This window comes from Microbacterium sp. NC79, assembly GCF_019061125.1.
GTDB lineage: Bacteria > Actinomycetota > Actinomycetes > Actinomycetales > Microbacteriaceae > Microbacterium.
Genome location: NZ_JAHQYI010000001.1, coordinates 1,927,324 through 1,953,846, shown reverse-complemented (window position 1 = coordinate 1,953,846; position 26,523 = coordinate 1,927,324). Strand labels below are relative to the sequence as shown.

Below are 26,523 nucleotides of genomic sequence, written 5' to 3'. Positions count from 1 at the left end.
CATGGCAGTCAGGGCGACGCCCGAACACGCGGAGGGGGATTTGACGTTTCCCCGCGGAACGGAGGCCGCACTACGCTCCGCGCATGCGCAGGGGGAGTCTGCGCCTCGGGTCTTAGTTCTCGGCGCGACCGGCTATGTGGGCGGTCGCATCGTGCCGCGTCTGCTGGCTGGCGGATACCGGGTGCGGGTGCTGACCAGATCACGAGCCCGGGTTCAGGCGTTGCCGTGGGCTGACCGCGTCGAGATCGCAACCGGAGATGCGAGTGATTCGGACGCGGTGAGTGCCGCCATGTCCGGAGTGGATATTGTCTACTACCTGGTGCACTCCATGACCGCGGGGCGCGAGTTTGCCGAAACTGATCGCGCCATTGCGCATACCGTGGCTGCCGCGAGTGCTCGTGCCGGAGTGCGCAGGATGGTTTACCTTGGCGGACTGCACCCTGATGGTGTGCAACTCTCACCCCACCTCGCCTCGAGACGTGAGGTCGGTGAGATCCTGCTGGCTTCTGGCGCTCCCACCCTGGTTTTTCAAGCAGGCGTGATTATTGGTTCCGGCTCCGCCTCATTTGAGATGGTGCGCCACCTCACCGAGGTGTTGCCATACATGCCGGCGCCGCGGTGGGTGCGAAACTTCATTCAACCGATTGCGATACGCGACGTGCTCTACTACCTGCTCGCGGCAGCGCACGCGCCTGGCGACCTCAACCGCGCGTTCGATATCGGTGGCCCTGATGTCTTGCGATACGGGCAGATGATGAACGGGTACGCAGTCGAAGCGGGCTTGCCACAACGCGGCATTGCGGCGCTTCCTGTGCTCACGCCGAAGCTTGCCTCGCACTGGGTCGGGCTTGTGACGCCGGTGCCGCGCGCGATTGCGCGCCCTCTTGTCGAGTCGCTGCAACACGACTGCGTCATGAAGAACCACGACATCGATGATGTTATTTCGCGACCGGAGGGTGGCTTGACGCCCTATCGTCGGGCCGTTCGACTCGCGCTTGGGCGCATTGAGCTGGACGAAATCGAAACGAGCTGGGTTGACGCTCGGGTGCCCCTCGCGCCCAGCGATCCGATGCCGAGTGACCCGAATTGGGCGGGGCGCACGGTGTTTACCGATGTGCGCAGGCGAACGACCAAGGCGAGTCCCGCCGACGTATGGAGTGTCGTGACGCAGATTGGCGGAACCAACGGCTGGTATTCCGCGTCGCTGCTGTGGTCGTTGCGTGGTCTCTTTGATCGGATCACCGGCGGTGTCGGTATGACGCGGGGCCGCCGTTCGCGGCGCAGGCTGACCGTCGGTGACGCTCTTGACGTGTGGCGGGTGGAGCACCTGGAACCGGAGCGCGTGCTAAGGCTGCGCGCCGAAATGCAGGTGCCAGGCGAGGCCTGGCTTGAGTTCACGATCGAACCTCGGCCAGACGGTTGCGAGTATCGGCAGCGCGCGGTCTTCTTTCCGCGCGGTCTCTCCGGGCGGCTCTACTGGATGGCGATGCTCCCGTTTCATGGCTTCATCTTCAGCGGCATGGTCAACCGGATAATCGCTACCGCCGAGCGCGCAGAGTCGGAGTGACAAGCCCGTCTATTCGAACGACGTGATGCGCGTTTCTCGCTTGCGCGCCCACGACGCCGGGGTGTTCGGGCCGTCCCACACCTGAATAATTCCCCACGCCACTGCGGCAATCGGAACCGAAAGTACAGCACCGAGGACACCACCGAGCAGCGTGCCGACGGCAAGAGCGAGCAGGATCACGAGCGAGTGAAGCTTAAGCGAACGCCCCATCAGCACCGGCTGCAGGAAATTGCCTTCCAGCTGGTTCACGCCCACGACGACGCCGATTACGACGAGCGCAATAATGGGGCCGTTGGCGACCAGCGCGACCAGGGCAGCCAGAATGCCCGCGACGGTCGCGCCAACGATGGGAATGAACGCGAGCAGGAAGACGAGCACCGCAAGCGGGAGCGCCAGTGGCACCTGGAAAATGAACAGGAAGATGCCGATGCCGATCGCATCCACCGCTGCCACAGCAGCCGTGCCGCGCACGTATGATCCCAGCGTTTCGACGGTCTTGGTTCCTACTCGACGCGCACGCTGTTCGTTGCGACCCCGGAACGGGCGAAGGAGGAACTCCCAGATTCTGCGGCCATCGCGGAGGAAGTAAAACAGCACAACGATCATCAGGACGAGGCCGGTCACGAAGCTCGCGACCGCGCCGACGCCAGCGAGGGCTCCGGAACCAAACTGCGCGCTGGTGAGGAAATCGCCGACGGCTGCCAGCCATTCGTCGATTTGCTCGCTTGTGATGACGAACGGTAATTCGAGGTGGGTGGCCCAATCGACCAACATGTTCCACCCCTCAGTGGCCTTCTCCGCAAGCATCGGCCACTGCGTGCGGACCTGCCAGACGATCAACCACACCACGGCGCCGAGCACGACGACGATGCCGAGCAGGGCAATGATGGTGGCCCACGTCGAGGAGAGTCCTCGGCGGCGGAGCCATCCCATCACGGGTGCAAATGCCGAAGCGATGATGAGGGAGAGCACCACCGGGATCACCACGACGTTGAGCGTGCGCATCGCCACGATGATTCCTGCCGTGAGCGCGATCACGATCATGATCTGTAGCGCCCGAGTGGCGAGCTTGCCGAAGTTGTCGTTCCACACCGACGGCCGACTCGGTTCAACGAGGGCGACCGGAAGAGGCAGGGGCGGCGGTTGGCGTCGGAAGAATCCCATGCCACGACGCTACGGGGTAATTCCGCAAAAGTCCCGTATTCGATTGCCGGAAATGTTATGCGGATGATACTGCACCCAAGATATTTTTACCGGCGTGTTGAATAGTATTAAATCAACGTCAAATTTCCTGCCCGGCTATTCCGAGACCGGCGCACATTGGCGCGCACACACGGTGCTACTGAGTAACGAATACAACGGGGGAATCATGAACAAAATCTCAAAGGGCGCGCTCGCCGGAGCTGCCGCTGTCGCGCTGCTCATTGGTGGCGGCACGACGCTGGCGTACTGGAACGACTCCGTGACGATGAGCGGCGCGTCGATCACCGCGGGTAACCTGAAGCTCTCGCAAACGCAGGAGCCGACGTGGCAACTTGCACACAACGGTGGCACGCCGACCTCCGTCGACATCGATACCGTGCGCATTGTGCCCGGTGACAAACTGATTTACACGGGTGAGTACATCATCACGGCCCAGGGCGAGAACCTGGCTTTTGAGACGGCGATCACCGCCGGAGCTATTGCCCCCGCGACGCCAGGCAACGCGGCCGACAGCAAATTGGCTGAGCGGTTGCAACAATCGGCAACCTACAAGGTGAACAACGTGGAAGCAACGGGAACGGTCCTGATCGACCACTCCCGTTCGACGTCGGACGAGTACCCAGTCACGATCTCGGTGGAGCTTGCCTGGCCGATGGGCACCGATGGTTCCGCAGAGCCGATGGATAACGCCGCAAAGCTCGGCGCGGTTAATCTGTCCAACTTTGCCGTGCAGGTCACGCAGGTCGTCGCACCGTAAATCCAATCTCGCATGACGCGGGGCCGCGCCGATATGGCCCCGCCCCCGTGCGACGAAAGCGATTGATGCGATGACTTCGGGCACCGGATTGCGCCGCGATCGACGTATCGCGGCGCGACATGAGCGCGCGCGCCAGCGACGGCGCGCGATGATGATGGCCACACTGGCTGTGGCGGCGTCAACGGTTGTGGGCGTGGGTGCAGCGGGCGGCACGTTCGCGCTGCTGACCGCGAATGCGGAATTGCCTGGAGCGACGGTGCGCGCAGGAACCCTCACCCTGAAGATCAATGACGGTGACCAAGCTGCGCTCGGGGCGTGGAACCTCGGGCCAACAGTCGCGCAAGCGAAACCATTCACGATCACGAACACCGGCACAGTGGCCACGTCGATCAATGCGTCGGGAGTGGTGACATCAACCACCCCGCTTGGCGCCCACGTTAATGCCCGCCTAACCGCCTTGAACGCGGGGGAAAGCTGTGCTCCGGGACTCGGCGGAAGCCTGAAGGATCTTCCCGGTTTCGCCGTGACCGGTGTCACGTCGCTCCCCGCGGGGGCGACAGCCGACTTCTGCCTCGAGCTCACGCTGGACACCAACACGCCTGGCCAGTACTCCGGTCAGAGCGTCGACTTCGCGATCACGATCACCGGGGTGCAGCGTGGGTCCTAGTCCGAATCGGCGGCGGTGGCATCGTCGCGTGTGGTCGGGGCTGATTGCCGGGGTCGGCATCGTTGCCCTTCTCGTGGGCGGCGGCAGCGCGCTGGCATATTTCACCGGAAGCGTTGCGGCAACGGGCTCGGTCAAGACCACCTCGATCGCGGTCAACGCGACGAACTTTCCCACGTTGAGCGCAACGTACTTCAATTCGGTGCTGGCCAGTACCGCATCGTTCAGCGTGCACAACAATGGCCAGACCGCCGGAACCGCAACGATCACGATCTCCGCGCCCGGTGCGTTGGGCGGCGCGTTGCCTCTACACGTGTGGCCGGTGTCGTCGGCGGTCGAGTGCACCGCTCAAGCGACCGTTCCTGCGGGGGCCGTGACGGGCACCTGGGCTCAGACAACGGTGACAAGCAATCTGGCCCTGGCTGTCGACGCCACTCAGACCTATTGCGTACGCACCCGGATCACCGCGCGAAATGCCACCGCGCACGCTTCAGGCACGCAGACGGCCAATGCCACACTCTCCGCCGTGCTGACGGGAAGCGGATGGACCGCGCACGCCAGCACAAACCTGACGGCAACCGCGAGCACTCGCGACATTTATCCGCTTGATACTGCCGTGGTTCCGGCGGCCAACGCGTCGCGCTGGTTCACCATCGCAAACGCTGGAAACCCCGGATTTTGCGCCGATGTGACGGGAGAGAGCACGGCAGCCGGTGCCGCGATTATTTCCCACGGATGCAATCATTTCGCGAATCAGCGCTTCCAGCTGACACCGGTCAACGACACCGACCGCAGCCTGGTCACGATTTCTCCGAAGCATATTTACGGCATGCGGCTCGGCGTGGACGCGGCTGGAACCGTGCGAATGCAGGCGGCAAACGCCACGTCTATGAGTCAGCAATGGTATGTGCAACGCGTGGGCGCGTCCAATAGCTGGCAGCTCGTATCGGCGGCCAGTGGACTCTGCATGACAGTCGCTGCGGCGAAGACCGAGACGGCTGTGCCGGCGGCTCGCTGCGACGCCCCTGACACCAAACTCAAGCTCACTCGCGAGCCGTTGACGTTCGCCGTCACGGCGGTGGAGTTTGTTCGCCTCGGATTCACTGCGCATCAGGTCAAGACCGACATGGTGGTGCAGGTGTGGCGACGCGGAAAGTGGGAGTGGGTGGCCGATGTCATGGACAGCAACCCGCAGCAAGAATCCTTCTCCGTGGTGACGTGGGGTAACGGTGACCACTCACTGCGTGTCATCGCCGCTGGCACCAATATCGTGATGTACGACGGCATTATCATCAACGTCTCGGGCCTCACCATCACGGCGAAAGCGGGCTTCGGATGAGGCGTCATCTCGGCGCGGTCGTCGTGGGCGTAGCCCTGGCCGCAACCCTCATGGTGCCCGCCGCAGCCAGCGCGGCGGCACCCATCGACCCGCTCGTGCTCGTGTCGTATGACGGAAACACATTCACCGCCTCGGCAACAGTGGATCTCTTCTCTGCGGCGGGAGCTGTGGTTCCGGGGGATGCGATCATCCAGGACGTCTGGATTAAGAACGCGTCAACAACGGCCGGACGCCTGCGCATCGATATCATCAATGTGCGGGCGAACGACACCGACTTTGCGGAGGCTGTCACCGTAAACCTCGGCACGGAATCGAGCCAGGTACGTGTGAGCGACGCGGTTGATGCAGGCAGTTGTCTGGTCATGATGAACGACGTTGTGCTTGAGCCTGGTGCCGTTATTCAACTTCCGGCTGAGATGGCTGTCGATGCGATGCTCGGCCAGCGCCAGGGCGACCAGGGTAATGAGGGGCAGGGAGCAAGCGTGAGCTTTCAGCTGCGTGCGCTTCTCAGTGACGCCTCCTTGCCCTCTGATGTTGCCGCAGGAGACGCGTGCACCGTGGTTCCTGATCCGGAAGCTCCACCAGCCACCACGCAACCGTCCCCGCCATCGACGGCGGCCCCGGATCTTCCGGCGACGGGTGCGGCCGACGTGAGTGTGATCGCCGTTTCTGCGTTCGCGGCCATGATCGCCGGTGCGTTCGCGATCGCACGGCAACGGCGGACGAAGATTGATGACTGAGATCGCTCCGCTTACTCGCCGCGAACTGCGTGAGCGAAACACGTCAACGCGCTCACCGAAAAAAGCTCGCGGTGGCGTGATCAGTGCACTCCTGACCGGGCTCTCTCTTGGGGCGCTCCTCTTCGTGCTGGCTATCGCGGCGCTGGCCATTGTGGTTCCGCGGCTGGCAAACGGCACCGCACTCACCGTTGTCACCTCATCGATGGAGCCGGCGCTGCCACCGGGCACGCTGGTCGTCGTCACGCCCACAGCGGCCGAAGACATTCAGCCTGGCGATGTGCTCACGTACCAATTGCGAAGTGGTGAGCCGACGCTCGTGACCCACCGCGTCACCCAACAACTTCTCACGGCTGACGGCGAACGCCTGTTCATTACGCAGGGCGACGCGAACCCACACGCTGACCCCGATCCGGTGCGTGAAGTGCAGGTGCGCGGAACCGTCTGGTACGCGATCCCGTATCTCGGGTGGGTGAGTCAGATCGTCACGTCAGATGTGCGCGCGATTGTCATTCCCGCGCTTGCCTGCGTGCTCGCGATCTACGCGGCGTGGATGTTTGTCTCCGGCTTGCGGGAGCGATCACGTCGTCAGTCGACGGCAGCACCCGCAGGCGACTAAGCCTCGGTCGCGGCCGGACCCGCAATGCGTGTCGCGAGTGCGGTGCCACCGGCGACGGCAACAGGCATGGCCATCATTCCCACAAACGGGATGAGGATCGTGAGGTTCGCTGCGATACCGAAGCCGGTGATGCGAGCGCGGTTGGCCGCCAGCGCCGCCTCGTCATTCAGCGTCGGAGCGATCAAGTCTCGTCCGAAGTCACGACCAGCGGCGACCGCAGCGACGATCCAACCAAGCACAAAGCCCACGACCGGGATCAGCGAAAGCAAGAACACCACGATCGCGAGTGGAACGCCGGTGAAAACCCCGATCATCGCAGTACCCAGCATCCGGGTGGTGCTTTCGCGGCGCGGCTCGAGACCGGAACTGACGTGCGCAGCAACAGCACGGCGCAGCTTCACATAGGCCAGCTCCCCGATGATGACGACGAGTGAGCGGTACAGCTTGGTGGCCAGATACAGCACCGCAGCGAACAGGCCAAGCGCCGCGCCGACACGGAAAATGGTCGCCCACGTCGGGTTCCACTCGTTCGCGAACGGGGTGATTGCGATGATGATCGTCGGTAGGAACACGGCAAAGGCGATCACCGCTGCCGCGACAATGAGCCACACGAAAACAGCTGAGAGAAGTGCACTTCGCATTTGTGTGGGCGTGCGACGGAACCATGCGAATGATCCCGCAAAGTCGCGGACGCCCCGAAAAAAGTCCCGCATTTGATCATGGTATCCAAGCTGTAGCGCTCGACGAACGAATAGACGGGCGGCACCTGTCGTGCGCGGGTGAGGATCTTCTCATCAACCCGTTTCCGACAGGGTGTCGGCAAATTTTCAGCCGTGCGCACTAGGCTAACGGAGGCAAGATTGCCGCCGTTTTCAAGGAGACCCGTGTTCCGCGCACCAAAAACACTGTTTCGTACGTTGGCTATCGCCGAAGTCATTACCTGGACGATCCTGATCTCCGCGCTCATTGCGCGAGCAGTCGGCGCCCCCAGCATTGTGGTCACCATTGGTGGCGCGATTCACGGCTTCATCTTCCTCTCGTACGGTGCGACCGCCATCCTCGTCGCAATGAACCAGCGCTGGAAGGTCGGACCTACCGTCCTCGCGATTGCCGCTGCCGTGATTCCGTACGCCACGGTTCCGGTCGACATTGCGCTGCATCGCCGCGGCATGCTCGAAGGCGCGTGGCGTTTGGAGCAGACCGATGATCCGCGCGACGCCCGCTGGTACGACCGCTGGATGCGCTTCTTCCTGAACCGTCCGTGGGTACTCGCGCTACTCATCGTGCTCGCGATCGTCGCGCTCTACACGACTCTGCTGATCGTGGGCCCTCCCGGCGGCAAGAACTAACACTCGTGTGCCTGGCCGCGACATAACGTCTCATGACTCGACGTTTGCGGGGGCCTTCGCATTCGTGGTGACATAGAGGCGTGAGTAACGCTGAAGTCCAGTACGAGCAGTTTCGCGCCGACCGCATTGCCGAGGTGACCGCGCCGCGTGGCGCGCTCTCCCTTGTTCTCACGCAGTGGGATCAGCCGGGCGAGGCCATCCCAGACGAGGCCGTCGCTCTCGCTGACTTTCCTAGCACGGCAACACTCACGCGCCTCAGCCGCCCACACATCGACAACGGTGAAATGCAGCACGGGTACCGCGTATGGCAGCAGGACTCGCCTGCAGCGCAGGCGTTTGAAGGCATCGACGCCTACCCGTACGACCCCAGCTGGGTGATTAACGGACGCTTCGAGTTTGTTGATGCCGACCGCGTGGTTCCGTTCGAGCACCTTCGCGACGGCGGCGCGCTCCGCAGGCACGCCGTCTCAGGAGATCTCGTCTTCACACACGACGGAACCGAATATCGCGTCGAAGCGCTCGACACCCCCCTGGAGAGCGGACCAGGCCTACAGCTGGTGTTTGCTGACAAGACTAACGGTTCCGAGACGTACGGTGCTGGTCGATTCCTGTATGTGCAGCTTCCTGACCTTGGTCGCGCGCTCAAGCCCGGCGACGTGCTCGCTGTCACTCTCGACTTCAACACCGCGGAAATTCCGCCGTGCGGCTTCTCGAACCAAATGAACTGCCCGCTGCCGCCGCTACGCAACCGCCTGCCGTTTGCCGTGCGTGCGGGGGAGAAGACAGTGCAATACGCGGAGGGCTTCTCGCTCTAGCCGAATGACGGCCACGCGTTAAGCGTCGAGCAGCTCATCAATCATGGCCCGATACGGTGCGGTGTCGATGCCCTGCGCGTCAAGCCACGCGTCGTTGTAATAGCGGTCAACGTAGCGGTCGCCGCCGTCACACAGCAGCGTGAGCACGCTTCCGGACTCGCCACGCGAGCGCATCTCAGCGATGATGCGTAGCGCCGCCCAGAGCCCGGTTCCGGTCGAGCCGCCAGCCATCCGGCCCATCCGTGCCTGGAGGGCGTGGATTGTGGCGATGCTTGCGGCATCCGGAACCTTCATCATGCGGTCGATGACGGAGGGCAGGAAGCTCGGCTCCATGCGCGGGCGCCCGATGCCTTCAATGCGGCCAGGGGTATCGCATACCTCCTGAGTGTTGCCACCCAGCCAGCCATCGAAGAAGCACGAGTTCTCCGGGTCAGCGACCGCAATGCGGGTGGCGCGCTGCGTGTATCGCACGTAGCGGCCAATCGTCGCCGAGGTTCCGCCTGTGCCCGCCGTCGTGACGATCCACGTCGGCTCGGGGTGCGGCTCTTCAGACATTTGCCGGAAAATTGACTCGGCGACGTTGTTGTTTCCGCGCCAGTCCGTTGCCCGTTCTGCATACGTGAACTGGTCGATGAAGTGACCACCGGTCTCCGCTGCGAGGCGCACGGATTCACTCGATACCGTGCGTGCATCGTCGACATAATGCACGGTTCCGCCTTCAAACTCGATCAGACGCGTCTTTTCTGAACTGGTCGAGCGAGGAACAACGGCGATGAATGGCACCCCGATGAGGCGAGCGAAGTACGCCTCCGACACGGCGGTGGAACCACTGGATGCTTCAATGACCGGAACGCCAGGACGAATCCACCCATTCGCCAAGCCGTACAGAAAGAGGCTTCGCGCGAGCCGGTGCTTCAGCGAGCCGGTGACGTGGGTGGATTCATCTTTCAAATAGAGCTGAATGTTCCACTCAAGCGGGAGCGGGAAGCGCAGCAGGTGGGTATCGGCAGTGCGCTGCGCATCAGCGTTGACGGCTCGAATGGCGTTTTGCACCCAGGCGTCATAACCGGTGTCGCTGCGATCAACGTCAACGGTCGTGTCGTCGGTCAGGATGCTGAGCTGCGTACGCATCGGACTCCCTCGTAGGTCGATGCTTCGAGCTTAGTCTGGGCCTAGTCGATCTCCTTCGACAAGCGCTGCGATGCCCACACCGGGATAAACGACGCAATGATCACAACGGTCGCGACGACGTTCACCATGCTCGCCTCGTTCGGGCGCGCCATCTGGTTGAAGATCCACAGTGGCAGTGTCTCGACGCCGGGGGGAGCGGTGAAGATGGTCACGACAACCTCGTCGAAGCTGAGGGCGAATGCGAGGATACCGCCAGCGATGAATGCGCTGCGAAACTGCGGAAAGGTGATGAGGCGGAACGTCTGCAACGGTGTGGCCCCGAGGTCACGTGAAGCCTCTTCCACGTTGGGGCTGAGGCGACGCAGACGTGCAAACACGTTGTTAAAGACCATCACGATGCAGAACGTGGCGTGCGCGATTATCATGCCGAAGTAGCCAACGTGAATGCCGATGGGTTCGAGTACCTGGTTAAAGGTGTTGTTGAGTGCGACACCGGTGACAATGCCGGGCAGCGCGATCGGCAAGACCACGAGAAGGTTGACGGTCTGCTTGCCGAAGAATTCGTAGCGCTGCAGGGCGTAGGCCACAAGCGTGCCGAGAATCAGTGCGATCACGGTGGCGCCGAGGCCGACAAGAACCGAATTGAGCAGGGCATCGCGCACCGGCTCGTTTGCGAAGGTTTTTGCCCACCAGTCGGTCGAGAACTCCTTAATTGGCCAGCTTGAGATGCGCGCGGCGTTGAACGAGTTGCTGACCACCAGGAAGAGCGGAATGTACATGAAGGCCAGCACGATGGCGACGATGACGCCGAGGACGACCTTGGCTCCGGTTGACAGGCGAAGCATGATTACATCCTTTCCAGAGCGCCGGTGCGCTGCACGCTGAGTAGGTAGATGATGACGAAGGTGATCGGAACCATGGCGAACGCGGCGGCCAGCGGCGGGTTGAGGTTGATGTTCAAAGCGATGAGGCTACCGATCATCTGGGTAGATCCACCGACGAACTTCGCGGCAATGTAGTCGCCGAGGCTCAGTGAGAACGTGAAGATGGAGCCGGCGATGAGTGCGGGTTTGATGAGCGGAACCACGATGGTGAAGATCGTGCGGCCGGCACCTGCACCGAGGTCAGCGGAAGCATCGAAGAGGTTGGCAGGCAACTGGCGGATGGCGGTGTAAACCGGAACAGCCATGTAGGGCAGCCAGAGGTAGGTCAGCGTCAGGATTGTGGTGAATTCGCTGAAGCCTGGCCCGCTACCGCCGATCGGAGCGAGGAGCCAGTTCACGAAGCCGTTCTCGGTGAAGGCGATGCGCATCGCGAGAATCTTCACGAGGTAGCCGGCCCACAGCGGCATGGTGATGGCAACAGCAAGGACGGCGCGCAGCCACGGCTTCGCGATCTTCGCCATGAAGATTCCGAGAGGGATCGAGATGAGAACGCACAGCACGGTGACACCGAGGGCGATCCCGAGGGTTTTCAGCGCAGTCGAGAAGTAAGCGCTGTTGGTGAAGAGCTGCTCGAAGTTCCGTAGCGTAAAGCCAGGCTTGACCTTCGAAGTGAACGAATCTGTTGTCCAGAAGGCCGTGATGAGAAGCATCGCCAGCGAGAAGATATAGATACCGACCAGCCAGGCCATCGGCAACGCCAGAAGTGCGGCGAGCTGTCCACGACGTTTCATGAGTCGATCCGTTCTGTAGTAAAGAAGGGGGTGGTGGGCGGAAGGGGAGGCCTCCGCCCACCGGGAATGTCTAGCCCTTGACCTTGGCCCAGGCGTCAGTCCACTGCTGGAAGTTGGTGCAGGAGACGTCGGTGCGACCGTCGATGCACTGCTCAATCGGGGTGGTCCAGAACCAGACCTTCTTGAAGTACTCCTCGTCCGTGGCGTTGTAGTAGTCACAGTGCGCCTTGGCTTCGTCGTTCAGCTCGCAGAACGCGGCGTTGGCGGGAGCCATACCGAAGTTCATCGCGATCGCGCCGTTGACTTCAGGGGAGGAGGTGTAGTTCATCCACTCGTACGCGCAGTTCGGGTTTGCGGACTTCGTGGCGAGCATCCAGGCATCCGACCAACCAGTGGAGCCCTCCTTCGGCAGTACCGACTTGAACTTGTCGTCTTCGGTCAGCTTGCGCAAAACCTCCCACGAGGTTCCGAGGTCGGTGGTGCCACCGACGAACGACGTGATTTGTGCTGCCGGGTCTGCCCAGTATTCGGAGACAATCTTGTTCTGCTTTTGCAACAGAGCGATGGCAGCATCGAGCTGCGTCTGGTCGAGTGCGTAAGGGTTTTTGATGCCGAGGTCAGGCTGGGTTGCCATCAGGTAGATCGCGGCGTCAGCGATGTAAATCGGCGCGTCGTAGGCGATGACCTTGCCTGCATACGGGCTGTCGGACTCCCACGCAACGCTCCAGCTGTCGGGTGCTTCCGTGACGACATCGGAGTTGTACTGGAGGATGTTGGCACCGCGACCGATCGGCACGCCGTAGCTCTTGCCGTTGAGGGTGTCGTAGATCTGGCCCTTCATGCCCTCAACGATGTCGTCGCCGAAGTTCGGGATGAGTTCCAGATTGAGCGGCTGGACGTCGCCGCCGACGATCAACCGGAGGCTGGCGTCACCCGAAGCAGAGACGAGGTCGTAGTCGCCGCTCTGCATGAGCTGAACCATTTCGTCGCTCGTGCCCGCGACCTTGCGGTTGACGACGCAGCCGGTTTGCTCGGTGAATTCGTCGGACCACGCAGGCTCGACGAAGCCGGACCACGCGACGATGTTGACTTCGCCTTCGTAGTCGCCCTTTTCTTGAATCATCGGAACATCGGGAACCTCAATGGTGAGGCCTCCGGTGCCGTCCGTGTCGCTCGAGGAACATCCGGCGAGGACGAGCGTTGCGGCTGCCGCGAGGGCGGTGCCGGCTAAAATGCGTGAACGCATGGTGTCTCCTTGGTGGTGTTGAACTGCGTGTGTGGTTGTGAGGTCTAGGGCAGGGTGACTGCGTGGTCGGTGGACCACGCAACTCGAACCGAATCGCCGCGCCCGAAGGGCGCCAGGTCTGCCGGGTGATGGGCATTTTGTGCCTCTGCGATGATGCGGAATCCGCCGTCGGCTTCGACGATGTATCGGGTGGTGGGGCCGGTGTAGACGGTTTCGGAAATCACGCCAGCGATCGACACTTCGCTGTCGCTTGTTACGGAACCAGCCGGAATCACGCGCACGCGCTCCGGGCGGATACTGATGGTTCCGTCAGTACCCGGCGACGCGACGGACGCGGGAATAATGTTGGACAGCCCCAAGAACCGCGCGACGAACTCGGTCTGCGGAAATTCGTAAACGTCGCGGGCCGTGCCGATCTGCTCGATCTTGCCGTTATTGAAGACGGCGACGCGGTCGCTCAGCGTGAGCGCTTCCTCCTGATCGTGCGTCACGAAGATGAAGGTGATGCCGACCTCGCGCTGAATCTGCTTGAGCTCGATCTGCATTTCTTCGCGCAACTGCTTGTCGAGCGCTCCGAGCGGCTCATCGAGCAGGAGCACTTCGGGTTTGAGGATCAACGCACGAGCCAGGGCGATGCGCTGACGCTGACCGCCGGAAAGCTGGTGGGGCAGTCGGTTCGCCACGGCGCTGAGGCGTACCTGCTCGAGCGCAGTTGCCACGGCGGCGTCGCGCTCAGCGCGCGAGACGCCGCGCACCTTGAGGCCGTAGCCGACGTTCTCGGCGATCGTCAGGTGCGGAAACAGCGCGTAATCCTGGAAGACGGTGTTGACCTGGCGTCGGTGCGGCGGCACCTGGGTGACGTCCGTATCGCCCAGCATGATGGTTCCGCTTGTCGCCTCTTCAAAGCCAGCGATCATGCGAAGCACCGTCGTTTTACCCGAGCCCGAGGGGCCGAGCATCGAGAGGAACTCGCCCTTCTTCACCTGCAGTTCGAGGTCTTTGACCGCGGTGAAATCACCGAAGGTCTTGGTGACGCCATTCAGCGAAACAGCTGCGTGTGCCGTCTCGGCTACAGGCGTGGGGGTGGGCTGGGCATCGGTGCGCATCCTGGCTCCTCAGACTTCATTGATCACAAGGTGTGAGTAAACATATAAAAGCAGAGGATAGATTGCAAGTGCTTTGCGGAAATGTTTCTGCGGCGTAACATGCAGCACAGATGCCTCCCACGGAGCCTGAACGACGGCCCCACGCCCGGGCCTGGCTCGCGGCAACACCGCGCAACATCCGCTGCTTTCACCGAAAGGAATGAAAGAATCAACCCGATGTCAGCCTCGACGACCGCCGGGAGAACGGCCGCGCCCCCGCCCCGGATGCAGGGCGCACTGTTCCTGCCCATCGGTGACGAGGGCCGCGCGGAACTCGTTGAACGACGCATCTCCGAGGCAATCACCGGAGGGCATCTGCGTGCAGGGGAGCGCTTGCCTGCCGAGCAAGATCTCGCTCGGACGTTGGGTGTCGCCCCTGTCACTGTGCGTGAAGCCCTTGGTGTTCTTCGCGAGCGCGGGCTGATCGTGACCAGGCGCGGCCGTAACGGGGGGAGTTTTGTCGCAGAAGGCGCTGACCCGCTCGTGTTCGCTCGCCAGGCTGTGCAATCGTCATCGCGTTTAGCGCTGCGCGACTTGGGCGTGCACTACGCAGCGATTACCGTTGGCGCGGTGCGACTGGCCGCACGACGGGCCGATCCTATCGAGGCTCAGGCTCTAATTGCCCGCATCGACCGTGCCGACGAAACCGATCTCGGCTCCTGGCGGCGCACGCTCGATGATGTGCAGGTCGAACTCGTTGCGCTGAGTCAGTCGGCGCGACTGACCCGCGAGCAGATGAAACTACAGTCTGAACTGAGCCCGTATTTGCGACTTATCGACGGTAATCCGCAATCGCGTCTGGCTCTGCGAGGCCACCTGCGTGATGCAGCGGTCGCCGTGATTGACGCAAACGAAGCCGCCGCCGCGACCGCGATCGAAGAGTTCGTGACTCGTGCGATTCGCGACCTCGTCGTGATGCAATCGGAATCATAGAAAATCGTGGGCTGCGCTTTGGATCAGTACGATGCAGTTACCCACCTCTACCCGGAGAACGCCATGACGACGACGTCACCCGCGACGGCTGAGCGCGCTGCCTCGATCATCGCCGACTATTTCCGCCCGCCAATTCTCACCCTGGAATCTATCGCGCAACCGGTTGCGGAGCACATCGCCGCAGAGCTTTCGCGTGGTGCGATGTCGGCAAACAAGCTCGATGCCCTTATCGCGCCCTTCGCCGATCAGCTCTTTGAGTCGATCGACGCCCCGGTCTACGGTGCGGGATTCATTGCTGCGATTGATCTGCTCAGCGACTCACGCAGCCACCTGGCCTGGTGGCAGGGTCAAGAGCGTCGCAAGCTCATTCTCGCGGCGCAGACCGTCAATAAGGAGCGCATCGACTACTCCGAGCTGGAATGGTTCCGCGTGCCGCTCATGTCGGGCACGTCGCACGTCGCCGGGCCCTACGTCGACTACCTTTGCAGCGATGAGTACACGATGACGATCGCCACACCGGTACGTGTCGACGGTACCTTTGTTGGTGTCCTCGCCTTTGATCTGCTTATCGACTCGGTTGAACGCCAACTCACCCCCTTGTTTCGCGACCTGAGCGCCCATGTCACGCTCGTCAATGGGGTGTCGCGCGTCGTGGTATCCACCGACGCCGAGTGGGCAACCGGTGACGTCATCCGGAGCGGAACCATTGAAGGGCACACCAGAATCTCATGCGAAGGCATCGCACTCGATGTACTCGTTGGAGCGGTCGACTAGCTCGGGGAGTGGTCTACTCGCTCGTCGGAGCGGTCGACTAGCTGTACTTCCCTGGGACGTTGTGATCAGTTGAGTCTGGAATAGGCGAAGACCTCCGGGCAGGATGTGGGTTACCACACTCACTATCCGCCACGGAGGTCTTCGTGATTCACGCTAACGCACCATTGACTCCAGAGGGGCGTCGTCGCCTCGCTGTTCTCGTTGTCGATCAAGGTTGGCCGCTTCGTCGAGCAGCTGATCGATTCCAGTGTTCACCCGCAACGGCGCGGCGTTGGGCTCATCGCTATCGTGCGGGAGAGGTTCTGGAAGACCGGTCTTCCAGGCCTCGTTCATCGCCGGGGCGACTACCCCAGCGCACGGAGCGACGTATCGTCGCGTTGCGCTTCACCCGGCGTTGGGGGCCGCACCGCATCGCGTATCACCTGGGGCTACACCGTTCCACGGTGGGGCGTGTGATCGAGCGATACGGAATGCCGAGCCTCGCCCATGTTGATCAAGCAACCGGTCTTCGTGTTCGTAAGGTGAAGCCACAGCGCTACGAGAAACAAACGCCGGGAGAGCTCGTTCACGTTGATATCAAGAAACTCGGCCGCATTCCGGACGGCGGGGGCTGGCGCAAGCTCGGCGCTGCAGGACGCCGCAACTCTAGTAAACGCACCCCCATGGGCTACGCGTTCTTACATCACGCGGTTGACGACCACTCCCGACTCGCGTACTCCGAAATCCTCGGTGATGAACGCAAAGAAACCGCTGCCGCATTCTGGCGCCGCGCGAACACATTCTTCGCCAACGCCGGGATCACCGTCCAAGCCGTCATGACCGACAACGGATCCTGCTACCGATCGCACGATTTCGCCGACGCTCTGGACAGGATCAAACACCGCCGGACCCGACCCTACCGGCCACAAACCAATGGCAAGGTCGAGCGCTTCAACCGCACCCTCGCTGAGGAATGGGCATACGCGGCAACCTACACCTCAGACGCAGCGAGAAACGCCACCTACCAAGCCTGGCTCCACAGTTACAATCACCACAGACCCCACACCAGCCTCGGAGGGCTCACACCCGCCGACCGTGTTCACAACCTATTGGGGAAGTACAACTAGCTGGCGGGTTCGCGTAGCCGCACGAGGCGTTCGTGTCCGGTTTCTTCCAACTCGGCAATGGCCTCATTGGCCTTCACGAAGTCGGAGAAAGAGCGGAACCCGAGGGCCTTCTCGCTGAACGATGGGTCCATCCTGCGCATGTGTTGCTTGACGGCTGAGGAGTGTAACCAGTCGGCATCCTCTTTGTCTTGGCCCATGCGGAGGGCTCGCTCGAGGAGTGTTTTCGCGGTGGTATCCGGATCGTCGGCCTTACGGGATGCGCGCGAACCGCGCGCACGGGCCGGCTTCTGTTCAGGCTCGAGAACCTCGATGACACCGGGGAGAGATTCGTACGTGGCGAACTCATCACACGCTGCGGCAAGTGACTTTGCCGTGGAACCGGCAACGCCGACGCCGAGTACATACCGGCCAAGGCGCTTGCACCGCTGGGCGAGCGGAACATAGTCGGAATCACCGGCGACAATAACGACGTGGGTCAGGTCGGGAAGGCGGAACATGTCTTCCACCGCATCGACTGCGAGCCTAATGTCGGCGCCGTTCTTCGCGTACGCGGCGGCCGGAAACAGCTGGACCAGGTCGACAGCGCGGGCAACAAGCTGAGTGCGGTAGTGGGCGTTGACCGGGTTGGACCAGTCAGCGTACGCGCGGGTCAATACGAGCGTGCCGTAGCTTGCCGCGTAGTCGATGATGGCACCGACGTCGATCGCAGCAGCGGCGAGTCGTGCGGCGATGGCGGCATCGGTCGGGTCAGCCGCAATCTGCTGCCGATCCTTGCTGTACGCGTTGCGCCCGTGTACTCGGTCGTACCAACTCATCACGATGTTGTCGAAGTCGAGGTAAACGGCGACGCGCGCGGGATCAGCCATGCGCTCAGTCTGTCACGTCTGAGAGCCGAGTAACAGCGCCGTCGGTGGGATAGACCACACCAAGCTGAGCGCGAATCTCGTCGAGCGTACGCATGATGGCAACGGATTCCGCGATGGGTAGGAGCCCGCCAGACAAGTCACCGGATGCGATGAGCGCTTCGGCCGCAAGCGCCTGATATTGCATTCCGCGGCCGGCAACACTCGATTGATACTCCTCAATCGTGGTTCCGTCTGTCGCAACGACACGGAACGAGGTCGCGGTGTACCAGACCGGGTCAATCAGAATGCTGGCCTCGGTGCCGATAATCGCCGCGGTGTTCGTGCCGCGCGCGATACAAGAACTGAAGGTGCTTGCCACTTGACCACCCGCGTACGTGAATGTCGCCTGTACCTGGGTGTCGGTTCCGGTCGCTCCCAGCACGCCGGCCGCCATGATCGTCTCGGGTTCGCCGAAGAGGTCCCATGCGAATGAGATGGGGTAGACGCCGAGGTCGAGGAGCGCACCGCCACCAAGGTCCGGGTTGTTGATGCGGTGCGCTGGATCGGTGCTGAGGCTTTGCGTGTGGTCGGCGATGAGAGCCGTGACGGTGCCGAGGGTGCCTGCAGCAATGATGTCGCGGATGCGCGCCATATGCGGCAAGTAGCGGGTCCACATGGCTTCGAGAGCCAGGAGTCCATGGCGGGCGGCTGCCTCCGCAATACGCTGCGCTTCGTTGGCATTCGCGGTGAATGCTTTTTCGATGAGCACGTGTTTGCCATGCTCGAGCATGAGTAACGCCGGCTCGACATGCTGTGGGTGCGGCGTCGCAATGTAGACGATGTCGACGTCGGGATCTTCGGCTAGAGCGCGGTAGCTGCCGTGAGCGCGGGGGATCGCGTAGGTATCGGCGAAGGCCTGGGCGCGTTCGATGGAGCGAGAGCCTACCGCGGCGATCGTCATGTCTGCGGTGCGCAAATCTTTCGCAAACGCGTTGGCAATACCACCGGGGCCGAGAATGCCCCACCGAAGAGCTGTCATCACCGAAGCGTAGCGCGCCGATGCCAGTGCCAGGCAAGATGAAGACATGGCCGTCACAATTTCTGCTTTTGACCTTGCCGCTGAACTCGCAGGCGAACACCCTCTGCACGTGCTTGATGTGCGCTATCGGCTCGACAAACCGGACGGACGCGATGACTTCGCTGCCGGCCATATTCCCGGCGCCGTATACGTCGACCTGGATAAGGAGCTGGCTGAGCACGGTGCGCCCGAGCTCGGACGCCACCCCGTGCCGAGCATCGCTCGTCTGCAGAAGGCGGCACGGCGCTGGGGCGTGCACAAAGACAGCGAAATCGTCATCGTTGATGATTTCTCGATGATGGGCGCCTCACGTGCGTGGTGGCTCCTCGATGGTGCCGGGTTCACCAATGTGCGGGTGCTTGACGGTGGGATGGGGGCGTGGCGTGCCGCGAACGGTGCGCTCGAGATCGGGGAGGGCGTCGCGCCAGCACCAAGTGACGTCGACATCACGTCGTTGCACGTCGGATTGAGCGTGGCAGAAGCTGCGGTGTGGCCAGAAGACGGCACGCTCGTTGACGTGCGGGTTGCCGAGCGGTACCGCGGAGAGACGGAACCCCTAGACCCGATTGCGGGGCATGTTCCTGGCGCCGTCAACCTGCCAGGTGTGCGGTATCTCGCAGAAAACGGAACCTTGCGGTCACCGGAAGAGATTCGTGCAGCATTCGATGAGGTCTCCGGTGGTCGCCCACTGGCGCTGTACTGCGGATCGGGCATTACCGCAGCGCAGGCAGCGCTCGCGGCAGCGTCGGCCGGGATCGACGTTGAACTGTTCCCTGGATCATGGAGCGCTTGGTCGAACACCCCCGGTGCTCCCATCGCCACCGGTGCGGAACCGGGCGGGGCCGCTTAGCTGGACGCTGGGCGAGAGCGGGGTGCGCGCTACTCGCTAAGGCGCTCGTTGCTCATCCGGGCCGGGATCGTTCGGCGCACCGGTGTCCGGATCGCCGGGGTCGGGGGCACTGGGATCGAGATCTAGGTCGCCGGAGTTCGGATCGTCGGGGCAGAGGCCGCTCGGATCGAGACCGAGGTCGCCGGTGTCCGGATCGTCGGGGCCGGGGCCGGGGCCGGGGTCGGGGCCGGGGCCGTTGGGATCATGGGCCGGATCGTCGGCGCCGGGATTGTTCGGATCATGGCCCGGATCGTCAGGGCCGGTGGGGAAGAAGCGCAGCGTCGGTGTGGGGGTATCGACGTAGGTGCGGCCGCTGGGGCTGGTCCACTTCAATACGCCGTGGCCCTGATGGGTGATGCTCCACGCGGCGGCGTGTTTCATCACGTGGTGGCGGCGACACAGCAGTGCCAGGTTCTCGAGGCTGGTTTCGCCGCCTTCGGCGGCGGCGAGGCTGTGGTCGGCGTCGCACCGGTGCGCGGGTTGGCGGCATCCGGGGAAACGACAGTGCTCATCGCGCACGCGCAACGCGCGGCGGATTTCTTCGCTTGGCCGGTACCGATCCACTGCCAGGATCGTGCCCGTTACCGGGTAGGTCATGACCCGATCCCACCCGGAAGCGGCACCCACCAAGTGGCGGGCCGTCTCAGCGTCGAGCGGCCCGGATCCGATGAGTTCAGCACCCCGGTCGGACACGCCTGCAGCGGTCAACACCGGAATACTGATCTGTACCTGCGCGGATATCGCCGATAGGCCGTCGCCGCTCGCGACCGGGCCGCCACCGAGGAGGAGATCGCCGAAGATGTCGGCGCGAATCTCGTCACGAGACCGCTCATCATCGATGCCAGCACCCGAACAGGCATCAGTCCCGCCACCGCTGGCGTCAGTCCCGCCATCGCTGGCACCAGTCGCTACGCACGCCTTCGCCATGGAGGTTAACCGGTCGTGGATGCCGTGGGCGATGATGGCCGGGAGGACGGCGAGGAGTTCAGACATGCCGTCTTCGATGTCGCGTATTTCGACGCGGCGGTGGCGGCGGGCACGCTGGTGACGCTCCGCAATGCCGCATTCGTGAATCTGTGCGGCCACCGCAGGCAACACCGCCGCAAGACGGTTAGGGGAGAGTTGCTCCGCGCGCTCGACCGCAGCGTCGTCGTACATTTCGCGAGCTTCACCCACGGGGAGACCCTCGGCTGAGCGGATGATCGTATTCACGTGTGCCTGCGTGATGCGGCCATGTTGGAGTGCCTCAAAGGTGTGCGGAAGATTCGTCGTGACATCCCAGGCATTCGACAAGCGGCGCTGCACCGTGCGGTCGCTGACACGGAGGGCGGCACCAATCTCCGCGCAGGCCGTGCGCAATGCCATCTCCCGCTCGGTAATCGGCGACGGCATCGTCGCCGTCAATTGCTCTGCCTGCGCGAACACGGCCGCGTACAGCGATGTTTCCATCGCGGCCAGGCCCGCCATTGCGGATTGAATCTCCCGCAATGCGTCAACCGCGAACAAGAACGCTTCGACCGAGTCTGTCGGAGCGTCGTTCGCATTGTCGATTGCCATACCAACATTCTCTCACGAATCTCGTATATATCTTCGAGCATGAGAGATCTCTCATTCAAGTAGTTTCGCTTGTATAAACGAGAGTGTGTGGGCAATCTCTCTGACCACAGCGGCGCCACCGTGCGCTGCCGACGAGCAGCTCTACGGTGTGACGATGAGTTTGCCGTCGCGGCCGGCCTCGCTGTCAGCCTGCGCATGGGCGGCGCGGCTGAGCGGGTAATTCTCGCCAATTTCGACGGTGAGGGCACCTGCCGCCATCAGCGCGAGGCTGACGGGCATTGCTTCAACGCGCCATGCCAGCTGCTGCGCGGTCATCGGGTGGGGCGAGCCGCCCATGAAGGCGCGAATACCCCAGCCATCTGCCTCCTTGCCGCGCACGATGGTGACGATGCGGGTGCGGTCGGCGACGAGTGCGAGCGAGGTATCGATGGCCTCATCGGTGCCCGCACAATCGATGACGGCCGTGATCTCCACGCCGAGGCCGCGAAGGCGTTCGGTGAGGCCGGTGCCGTACTCGATCGCTGTCGCGCCGAGAGCAGTCACCGTGCTCGCGCGGCGCGCGCTGGCGGTCGCGATCACACGCGCACCCATCAGTCGCGCGAACTGAATCGCGAACTGGCCGACCGACCCTGAACCGGCATGCACCAGCACGACGTCGTCTGCGGTAATCGCCAGTGAACGGACCACCTGGTAGGCGGTTCCTGCAGGCACGCCAAGGGAAGCGCCGGCCGCGGCCGAAACGCCAGCCGGCCGGGCAAACACGTGAGCCGCGTTCACCACCACATCGGTGGCATACGCGCCAGACGCGTTGCAGAACGCGACGGGGTCGCCCACGCGAAAACCATCGACGCCCTCACCAACGGCGGCAATGGTTCCGGCACCATCAGACCCGGTGCCACGGGGGCCATCAAACGGCTCCGTGGCGCGCAGACCGCTACGGAGCTTCCAATCGATGGGGTTCACCCCGGCCGCCTCAACGCGCACCGTCACCATGCCTGCTGCGGGATCCGGAAACGGAACCTCCGCGAGGGTGAGAACTTCGGGCCCGCCGAGCTGGGTGTACTGGATCGCGTGCGACATGTTTCGAGCCTACGGGCTCGCCGTCTCGCTGGCGGCGTCGCTACCCGGCAAGGGCCTTCTGCACGCGCTGTTGCGAGACCGGCTCTGCGGTGCCGAGGGACTGCGCGAACAGGCTCACACGGAGCTCTTCAAGCAGCCAGCGGGCATGCGTGAGGCCAGGGCGCGCGTCATCTGCGAGCGGAACCACGCCGCCAGCGTCGACGAACAGCGCGTTTGCACGCTCCCACTCTGACATCCAGGCCCGGTCGCGCCCCGCGTTGGTCGGTAGCGCCTCCAAACGGTGCGTGACTGCGGCGAGGTAGCGCGGATAGTGCGCCAACCGGGCGAGACCGGTGCGACAAATAAAGCCAGGGTAGACGAGGCCGGCGAGCTGACCGCGCACATCGTTGAGCGTGCCAAGCAGCGGCATGGAGGTGATTTGCTTCATCAGCCGCTCCGCCGCCCGGTGCGCATCGAGAATGCGGGCAGCAAGCCCCACCGCTTGGAAGGTTCCGTCCACCATCGCGGTGCTCGCGGCATCGCGCACGGCGGTGAAGTCCACCTCGGTGCGGATCGGAGACGCACCGTGCGCCGCGATAACCTGATCGATCACGGCGGCGCGCGCATCTTCAATCAGCGCCTTCACCGATGGGTAGGGGGAGGCGGAGAGCGAGAGCTTCTCAGCCGAAGTGAGATGCTCTTGCACATATGACGCCGGTGACGGCAGTGCAAGCAGCAGCAGACGACGCACGCCAGCGTGGTGCAGACGGTCGGCGATCGCGGGGTCGGTCTGCACGCGCACCGAAACGCTTGTGCCGTCATCAACGAGCCCGGGGTAGCCACGCACGGTGCCGCCTGCCAACGCGGTATCGACGTGCGGGGGAAGGGTGCCGAGATCCCACGTCGTGATTCCGGAACGTTCGGCGAACCGCGAGACGGTTGTCGTACCTGCGCCGTTCTCGGCGCCGGCACGGCCGCGCGCGCCAGAAGGCTGAGCCTTGCGAATCTGCGCTGCCACGCTGTCGCGGGCGGCGTCCCCCAGACGCTCCTGTAGCGCGGCGAGGGAGCGGTCAGAGTCAATGGCGCGGCCACGCGCATCAACCGCACGGAAGTTCATTTGCAGATGCGATGGCACCCGTTCCCACTCGATATCGCTCGCACTGACGCGCTGATTCGCGATCGGCTGTACGAGCGCCGCCAGCGCCTCACCGAGTGACTTCGCGGGGCGCCCGCCATGATTTTCCGGGCCGTCGGCGGCGAGTTGCGCGGCAAACTTGGTTGCCCAGTCAGATGCCGGAACCACGTTGCGGCGGATCACTTTGGGGAACGATCGCAGGATCGCGGTGATGAGCTCATCGCGCATACCTGGCACTTGCCAGTCGAAGCCGACCGGGTTCACGCTGGCGAGCAAAGGGAGCGGAATGACAACGGTGACTCCGTCATCCTTCGCCCCAGGCTCAAACCGGTAGCCGAGAGAAAGCGTCAGGTCGCCCTGGCTCCACCGCGAGGGAAACTCATCGCCGCCTGCGCGCGCGGAACCTTCGAGGAGGTCTTCTTCGCGCATCGTGAGCAGTTTCGGGGTGCGGGCGATTGTCGCCTTCCACCACGACTCGAACGAGCGCACATCGCTCACATCGGCGGGAATGCGGGCGTTGTAGAAGTCGAAGACCGCCTCATCGCCGACCAAAATATCGCGGCGGCGTTCGCGCTCCTCCTGCTTTTCCAAACGGCGACGCAGCTCGTGGTTTTGGCGCACGAACGCGGTGAGATTTTGCGGGAGCTTCGACGGATCCCACTCGCCCTCAACGAGCGCGTGCCTCACGAACAATTCGCGAGCCGATGCGCGGTCAATACGCGAAAACTGCACCCGGCGCTTGGCGACAATCTCGACACCAAACAGCGTGACCTTTTCGTACGCGAGCGCTGCGCCCTGCGCCTTCGACCAGTGCGGTTCACTGACGCTGCGGTGCGCGAGAACACCGGCAAGCGATTCTGCCCACGCGGTGTCAATCGCTGCGACGGTGCGGGCAAACAGACGGCTCGTTTCCACGAGTTCGGCCGCCATCACTGCCTGCGGGGCCTTCTTGCGCAAACCGGAACCAGGGAAGATTGAGAACCGCACGCCGCGAGAGCCAAGATACGTCGAGACGGGGCGGGTCGGTTTCGCCGTGCGCTGTTGCTGCTGTGTCGCGCGCGTATCGAGCACGCCAATTTGCGAGAGCAGGCCAGAGAGGATGGCGCGGTGTACGGCATCCGGATCGGCGGCGCCAGAGGATACGCCCCCGGTGCTCTCCGCAACGGTCGTGGTTCCGCTCGCCACGCCAGCCGTGGTTCCACTCTTCGACGTGTGTGCGTCGGCACGGCGTTTGCCACGCCCGCCACGTCGTGAGCCGCGCTCGAGATCGCCCGTGAGGCGTTCGAGCTGGCGGTGCACGTCAAACCATTCGCGAACGCGCACGTAGTTCAGCATTTCGTCGCGGCAGAGGCGTCGGAAGGCGCTGGAGCCGAGGACTGAGCGCTTCTCTTCGAGGTACAACCACAGTGCGTATAGCGAGAGGAAGTCGCTTGTCGGGTCGGTGAAGCGAGCGTGCAAGCGCTCGGCCTCTTCACGCTTTTCTTCGGGGCGCTCGCGCACATCCTGAATCGACATTCCGGCGACGATCGCGAGCACTTCGCGGCTTACACCGGTGCGAGCCGCTTCGATCAGCATGCGAGCGAAGCGCGGCTCGATGGGGAGGCGGGCGAGCTGTTTTCCGATGGTGGTCAGCTCGGTGCCGTCACCTGCGACCGCGCCCAGCTCGAGCAGGAGGTCGAGTGCGGCCTTAATGCCGCGGGAGTCCGGCGGCGTCAGGAAGGGGAAGGCGTCGATGTCTCCGAAGCCCAGGGCCAACATTTGCAGCACGACCGATGCGAGGTTGGTGCGCAGGATTTCGGGATCGGTGTACGCGGGACGCTTCTCGAAGTCGTCCTCCGCGTAGAGGCGAATCGCGATACCGTCGCTGGTTCGGCCAGCGCGGCCCGAACGCTGCTGCGCCGATGCCTGCGAGACCGGTTCGATCGGTAGGCGCTGTACTTTCGAGCGCACGCTATAGCGGGAGATGCGGGCCGTTCCGGTATCCACAACGTATTTGATACCCGGAACCGTCAGGCTGGTTTCTGCCACGTTGGTCGCCAAAATAATGCGGCGACGCAGGCCCGCGACCTGGGAGGGCTCAAAAACCTTGTGCTGGTCTGCCGCGCTCAGGCGGCCAAAGAGCGGAAGAACCTCGGTGCGCCCTGTCTGCGAATTGAACACGCCTTTGAGGGCATCCATCGCGTCGCGAATCTCGGCCTCACCCGGCAGGAATACCAGCACGTCACCGCGTGGTTCCGCATCAAGTTCGCGTAGCGCCTGCACAATGCCGTCAACCTCATCGCCGTCTTCGACTGCAGGACGATACCGTACCTCGACAGGGAAGGTGCGGCCGGAGACCTCGATAACCGGGGCAGCAACTCCATCGCGACCGAAATGGCGGGCGAAGCTCTCCGGGTCGATGGTGGCGGAGGTGATGATGACTTTGAGATCGGGGCGCTCAGGCAAGATGCGCACCAGATACCCCATCAAGAAGTCCACGTTCAGAGAGCGTTCGTGGGCTTCGTCGATGATGATCGTGTCATAGCGACGCAACAGCCGGTCGCGGTGAATCTCGTTCAGCAGGATGCCGTCGGTGAGTAGAGCAATCGCGGTGTCGTTAGACACCTTGTCGGTGAAGCGCACCTTATAGCCGACCGTGGTTCCGAGTTCGACCTGAAGTTCTTCCGCCACGCGCTCGGCAATCGTGCGGGCGGCGAGGCGGCGTGGTTGGGTGTGTGCGATCTTGGTGCGGCCGAGCTCAAGGCAGATTTTGGGGAGCTGGGTGGTCTTGCCTGATCCGGTGGCACCCGCGACGATCACAACCTGGTGGTCGCGGATTGCTACGGCAATCTCCTCCTTTGCGGCGCTGACAGGAAGCTCCGGAGGATAGACGATGCGCGGTTCAGACATAGCCTTTCAGT

General features: G+C 63.1%; 24 protein-coding genes. 12 read left to right on the top strand and 12 right to left on the bottom strand.

What is annotated here, in order from left to right; translation table 11 throughout:
- The first annotated feature begins 1 nt into the window (after position 1).
- Positions 2–1,567, top strand: a complete 1,566-nt coding sequence (locus KTJ77_RS08845; protein WP_217338026.1) for an SDR family oxidoreductase — start codon at positions 2–4, stop codon at positions 1,565–1,567.
- Positions 1,568–1,576: 9 nt separating this feature from the next.
- Here the strand turns inward: KTJ77_RS08845 and KTJ77_RS08840 are convergent, their stop codons facing one another.
- Positions 1,577–2,731: an AI-2E family transporter gene (locus KTJ77_RS08840; protein ID WP_217338025.1), complete on the bottom strand. Its 1,155-nt coding sequence runs from the start codon at positions 2,729–2,731 to the stop codon at positions 1,577–1,579.
- A gap of 205 nt (positions 2,732–2,936) precedes the next feature.
- On the opposite strand from KTJ77_RS08840, the gene KTJ77_RS08835 reads away from it, so the two are divergent.
- From KTJ77_RS08835 to KTJ77_RS08815, 5 genes are all read left to right on the top strand, one after another.
- The gene (locus KTJ77_RS08835; protein ID WP_217338024.1) at positions 2,937–3,527 is read left to right on the top strand and encodes an alternate-type signal peptide domain-containing protein; all 591 of its coding nucleotides are present in this window, start codon (positions 2,937–2,939) and stop codon (positions 3,525–3,527) included.
- Positions 3,528–3,597: 70 nt separating this feature from the next.
- Positions 3,598–4,194: a hypothetical protein gene (locus KTJ77_RS08830; protein ID WP_217338023.1), complete on the top strand. Its 597-nt coding sequence runs from the start codon at positions 3,598–3,600 to the stop codon at positions 4,192–4,194.
- A gap of 28 nt (positions 4,195–4,222) precedes the next feature.
- Entirely contained in the window at positions 4,223–5,530 is a 1,308-nt protein-coding gene (locus tag KTJ77_RS08825; protein WP_217338022.1) for a ricin-type beta-trefoil lectin domain protein, read from the top strand.
- Complete coding sequence (locus tag KTJ77_RS08820) at positions 5,527–6,270, top strand: LPXTG cell wall anchor domain-containing protein (protein WP_217338021.1); 744 nt, start codon at positions 5,527–5,529, stop codon at positions 6,268–6,270. Before KTJ77_RS08825 ends, KTJ77_RS08820 begins: the two co-directional genes overlap by 4 nt.
- The gene (locus KTJ77_RS08815) at positions 6,263–6,886 is read left to right on the top strand and encodes a signal peptidase I (protein ID WP_217338020.1); all 624 of its coding nucleotides are present in this window, start codon (positions 6,263–6,265) and stop codon (positions 6,884–6,886) included. The genes KTJ77_RS08820 and KTJ77_RS08815 overlap by 8 nt, the downstream gene beginning before the upstream one ends.
- On the opposite strand, the gene KTJ77_RS08810 is transcribed toward KTJ77_RS08815, so the two are convergent.
- Positions 6,883–7,599: an EI24 domain-containing protein gene (locus tag KTJ77_RS08810; RefSeq protein WP_217338019.1), complete on the bottom strand. Its 717-nt coding sequence runs from the start codon at positions 7,597–7,599 to the stop codon at positions 6,883–6,885. The genes KTJ77_RS08815 and KTJ77_RS08810 overlap by 4 nt on opposite strands.
- 171 nt (positions 7,600–7,770) lie before the next feature.
- On the opposite strand from KTJ77_RS08810, the gene KTJ77_RS08805 reads away from it, so the two are divergent.
- Both KTJ77_RS08805 and KTJ77_RS08800 read left to right on the top strand, forming a co-directional pair.
- Complete coding sequence (locus tag KTJ77_RS08805; protein ID WP_217338018.1) at positions 7,771–8,235, top strand: DUF3817 domain-containing protein; 465 nt, start codon at positions 7,771–7,773, stop codon at positions 8,233–8,235.
- A gap of 80 nt (positions 8,236–8,315) precedes the next feature.
- A complete protein-coding gene (locus KTJ77_RS08800) occupies positions 8,316–9,050 on the top strand; it encodes a DUF1684 domain-containing protein (protein WP_367948875.1) in 735 nt (244 codons plus the stop codon).
- A gap of 18 nt (positions 9,051–9,068) precedes the next feature.
- On the opposite strand, the gene KTJ77_RS08795 is transcribed toward KTJ77_RS08800, so the two are convergent.
- The 5 genes from KTJ77_RS08795 to KTJ77_RS08775 form a co-directional block, all read right to left on the bottom strand.
- Positions 9,069–10,181, bottom strand: coding sequence for a PLP-dependent cysteine synthase family protein (locus KTJ77_RS08795; protein WP_217338017.1), 1,113 nt, complete (start codon positions 10,179–10,181; stop codon positions 9,069–9,071).
- 41 nt (positions 10,182–10,222) lie between these two features.
- Entirely contained in the window at positions 10,223–11,026 is an 804-nt protein-coding gene (locus tag KTJ77_RS08790; RefSeq protein WP_217338016.1) for an ABC transporter permease, read from the bottom strand.
- A 2-nt stretch (positions 11,027–11,028) separates the two neighbouring features.
- A complete protein-coding gene (locus tag KTJ77_RS08785; protein ID WP_217338015.1) occupies positions 11,029–11,856 on the bottom strand; it encodes an ABC transporter permease in 828 nt (275 codons plus the stop codon).
- 70 nt (positions 11,857–11,926) lie between these two features.
- The gene (locus KTJ77_RS08780) at positions 11,927–13,102 is read right to left on the bottom strand and encodes an extracellular solute-binding protein (protein ID WP_217338014.1); all 1,176 of its coding nucleotides are present in this window, start codon (positions 13,100–13,102) and stop codon (positions 11,927–11,929) included.
- A 44-nt stretch (positions 13,103–13,146) separates the two neighbouring features.
- Positions 13,147–14,208, bottom strand: a complete 1,062-nt coding sequence (locus KTJ77_RS08775) for an ABC transporter ATP-binding protein (RefSeq protein ID WP_217338013.1) — start codon at positions 14,206–14,208, stop codon at positions 13,147–13,149.
- A gap of 216 nt (positions 14,209–14,424) precedes the next feature.
- Between KTJ77_RS08775 and KTJ77_RS08770 the strand changes: the two genes are divergently transcribed.
- The 3 genes from KTJ77_RS08770 to KTJ77_RS08760 all read left to right on the top strand — a co-directional run bounded on the left by KTJ77_RS08770 (position 14,425) and on the right by KTJ77_RS08760 (position 17,060).
- Positions 14,425–15,180, top strand: coding sequence for a FadR/GntR family transcriptional regulator (locus KTJ77_RS08770; protein ID WP_217338012.1), 756 nt, complete (start codon positions 14,425–14,427; stop codon positions 15,178–15,180).
- Between the two features lie 18 nt (positions 15,181–15,198).
- Positions 15,199–15,954 carry a cache domain-containing protein gene (locus tag KTJ77_RS08765; RefSeq protein WP_254367402.1) on the top strand — a complete coding sequence of 252 codons (756 nt, stop codon included), beginning with the start codon at positions 15,199–15,201 and terminating at the stop codon, positions 15,952–15,954.
- A gap of 143 nt (positions 15,955–16,097) precedes the next feature.
- A complete protein-coding gene (locus tag KTJ77_RS08760) occupies positions 16,098–17,060 on the top strand; it encodes an IS481 family transposase (RefSeq protein WP_217338011.1) in 963 nt (320 codons plus the stop codon).
- Here KTJ77_RS08760 and KTJ77_RS08755 read toward each other — a convergent pair.
- Positions 17,057–17,926, bottom strand: coding sequence for an NYN domain-containing protein (locus KTJ77_RS08755; protein ID WP_217338010.1), 870 nt, complete (start codon positions 17,924–17,926; stop codon positions 17,057–17,059). The genes KTJ77_RS08760 and KTJ77_RS08755 overlap by 4 nt on opposite strands.
- A gap of 4 nt (positions 17,927–17,930) precedes the next feature.
- On the bottom strand, positions 17,931–18,944 hold the full coding sequence (locus tag KTJ77_RS08750; protein WP_217338009.1) for a Gfo/Idh/MocA family protein: 1,014 nt from the start codon (positions 18,942–18,944) through the stop codon (positions 17,931–17,933).
- Between the two features lie 46 nt (positions 18,945–18,990).
- Here KTJ77_RS08750 and KTJ77_RS08745 point away from each other — a divergent pair, with 46 nt between their 5' ends.
- Positions 18,991–19,833, top strand: a complete 843-nt coding sequence (locus KTJ77_RS08745; protein WP_217338008.1) for a sulfurtransferase — start codon at positions 18,991–18,993, stop codon at positions 19,831–19,833.
- A gap of 36 nt (positions 19,834–19,869) precedes the next feature.
- On the opposite strand, the gene KTJ77_RS08740 is transcribed toward KTJ77_RS08745, so the two are convergent.
- From KTJ77_RS08740 to hrpA, 3 genes are all read right to left on the bottom strand, one after another.
- Positions 19,870–21,429 (bottom strand): HNH endonuclease signature motif containing protein, encoded by a 1,560-nt coding sequence (locus tag KTJ77_RS08740; RefSeq protein ID WP_217338007.1) that lies wholly within the window; start codon positions 21,427–21,429, stop codon positions 19,870–19,872.
- 141 nt (positions 21,430–21,570) lie between these two features.
- A complete protein-coding gene (locus KTJ77_RS08735; protein ID WP_217338006.1) occupies positions 21,571–22,509 on the bottom strand; it encodes an NADP-dependent oxidoreductase in 939 nt (312 codons plus the stop codon).
- A gap of 40 nt (positions 22,510–22,549) precedes the next feature.
- Complete coding sequence (gene hrpA, locus KTJ77_RS08730; RefSeq protein WP_217338005.1) at positions 22,550–26,512, bottom strand: ATP-dependent RNA helicase HrpA; 3,963 nt, start codon at positions 26,510–26,512, stop codon at positions 22,550–22,552.
- Positions 26,513–26,523 lie beyond the last annotated feature (11 nt).

Excerpts from the sequence above, each read along its gene's own strand:
- KTJ77_RS08845 (WP_217338026.1), top strand. The coding sequence starts at position 2 with ATGGCAGTCAGGGCGACGCCCGAACACGCGGAGGGGGATTTGACGTTT.
- KTJ77_RS08840 (WP_217338025.1), bottom strand. The coding sequence starts at position 2,731 with ATGGGATTCTTCCGACGCCAACCGCCGCCCCTGCCTCTTCCGGTCGCC.
- KTJ77_RS08835 (WP_217338024.1), top strand. The coding sequence starts at position 2,937 with ATGAACAAAATCTCAAAGGGCGCGCTCGCCGGAGCTGCCGCTGTCGCG.
- KTJ77_RS08830 (WP_217338023.1), top strand. The coding sequence starts at position 3,598 with ATGACTTCGGGCACCGGATTGCGCCGCGATCGACGTATCGCGGCGCGA.
- KTJ77_RS08820 (WP_217338021.1), top strand. The coding sequence starts at position 5,527 with ATGAGGCGTCATCTCGGCGCGGTCGTCGTGGGCGTAGCCCTGGCCGCA.
- KTJ77_RS08815 (WP_217338020.1), top strand. The coding sequence starts at position 6,263 with ATGACTGAGATCGCTCCGCTTACTCGCCGCGAACTGCGTGAGCGAAAC.
- KTJ77_RS08810 (WP_217338019.1), bottom strand. The coding sequence starts at position 7,599 with ATGCGGGACTTTTTTCGGGGCGTCCGCGACTTTGCGGGATCATTCGCA.
- KTJ77_RS08795 (WP_217338017.1), bottom strand. The coding sequence starts at position 10,181 with ATGCGTACGCAGCTCAGCATCCTGACCGACGACACGACCGTTGACGTT.
- KTJ77_RS08790 (WP_217338016.1), bottom strand. The coding sequence starts at position 11,026 with ATGCTTCGCCTGTCAACCGGAGCCAAGGTCGTCCTCGGCGTCATCGTC.
- KTJ77_RS08785 (WP_217338015.1), bottom strand. The coding sequence starts at position 11,856 with ATGAAACGTCGTGGACAGCTCGCCGCACTTCTGGCGTTGCCGATGGCC.
- KTJ77_RS08780 (WP_217338014.1), bottom strand. The coding sequence starts at position 13,102 with ATGCGTTCACGCATTTTAGCCGGCACCGCCCTCGCGGCAGCCGCAACG.
- KTJ77_RS08775 (WP_217338013.1), bottom strand. The coding sequence starts at position 14,208 with ATGCGCACCGATGCCCAGCCCACCCCCACGCCTGTAGCCGAGACGGCA.
- KTJ77_RS08770 (WP_217338012.1), top strand. The coding sequence starts at position 14,425 with ATGTCAGCCTCGACGACCGCCGGGAGAACGGCCGCGCCCCCGCCCCGG.
- KTJ77_RS08755 (WP_217338010.1), bottom strand. The coding sequence starts at position 17,926 with ATGGCTGATCCCGCGCGCGTCGCCGTTTACCTCGACTTCGACAACATC.
- KTJ77_RS08750 (WP_217338009.1), bottom strand. The coding sequence starts at position 18,944 with ATGACAGCTCTTCGGTGGGGCATTCTCGGCCCCGGTGGTATTGCCAAC.
- KTJ77_RS08745 (WP_217338008.1), top strand. The coding sequence starts at position 18,991 with ATGGCCGTCACAATTTCTGCTTTTGACCTTGCCGCTGAACTCGCAGGC.
- KTJ77_RS08740 (WP_217338007.1), bottom strand. The coding sequence starts at position 21,429 with ATGGCAATCGACAATGCGAACGACGCTCCGACAGACTCGGTCGAAGCG.
- KTJ77_RS08735 (WP_217338006.1), bottom strand. The coding sequence starts at position 22,509 with ATGTCGCACGCGATCCAGTACACCCAGCTCGGCGGGCCCGAAGTTCTC.
- hrpA (WP_217338005.1), bottom strand. The coding sequence starts at position 26,512 with ATGTCTGAACCGCGCATCGTCTATCCTCCGGAGCTTCCTGTCAGCGCC.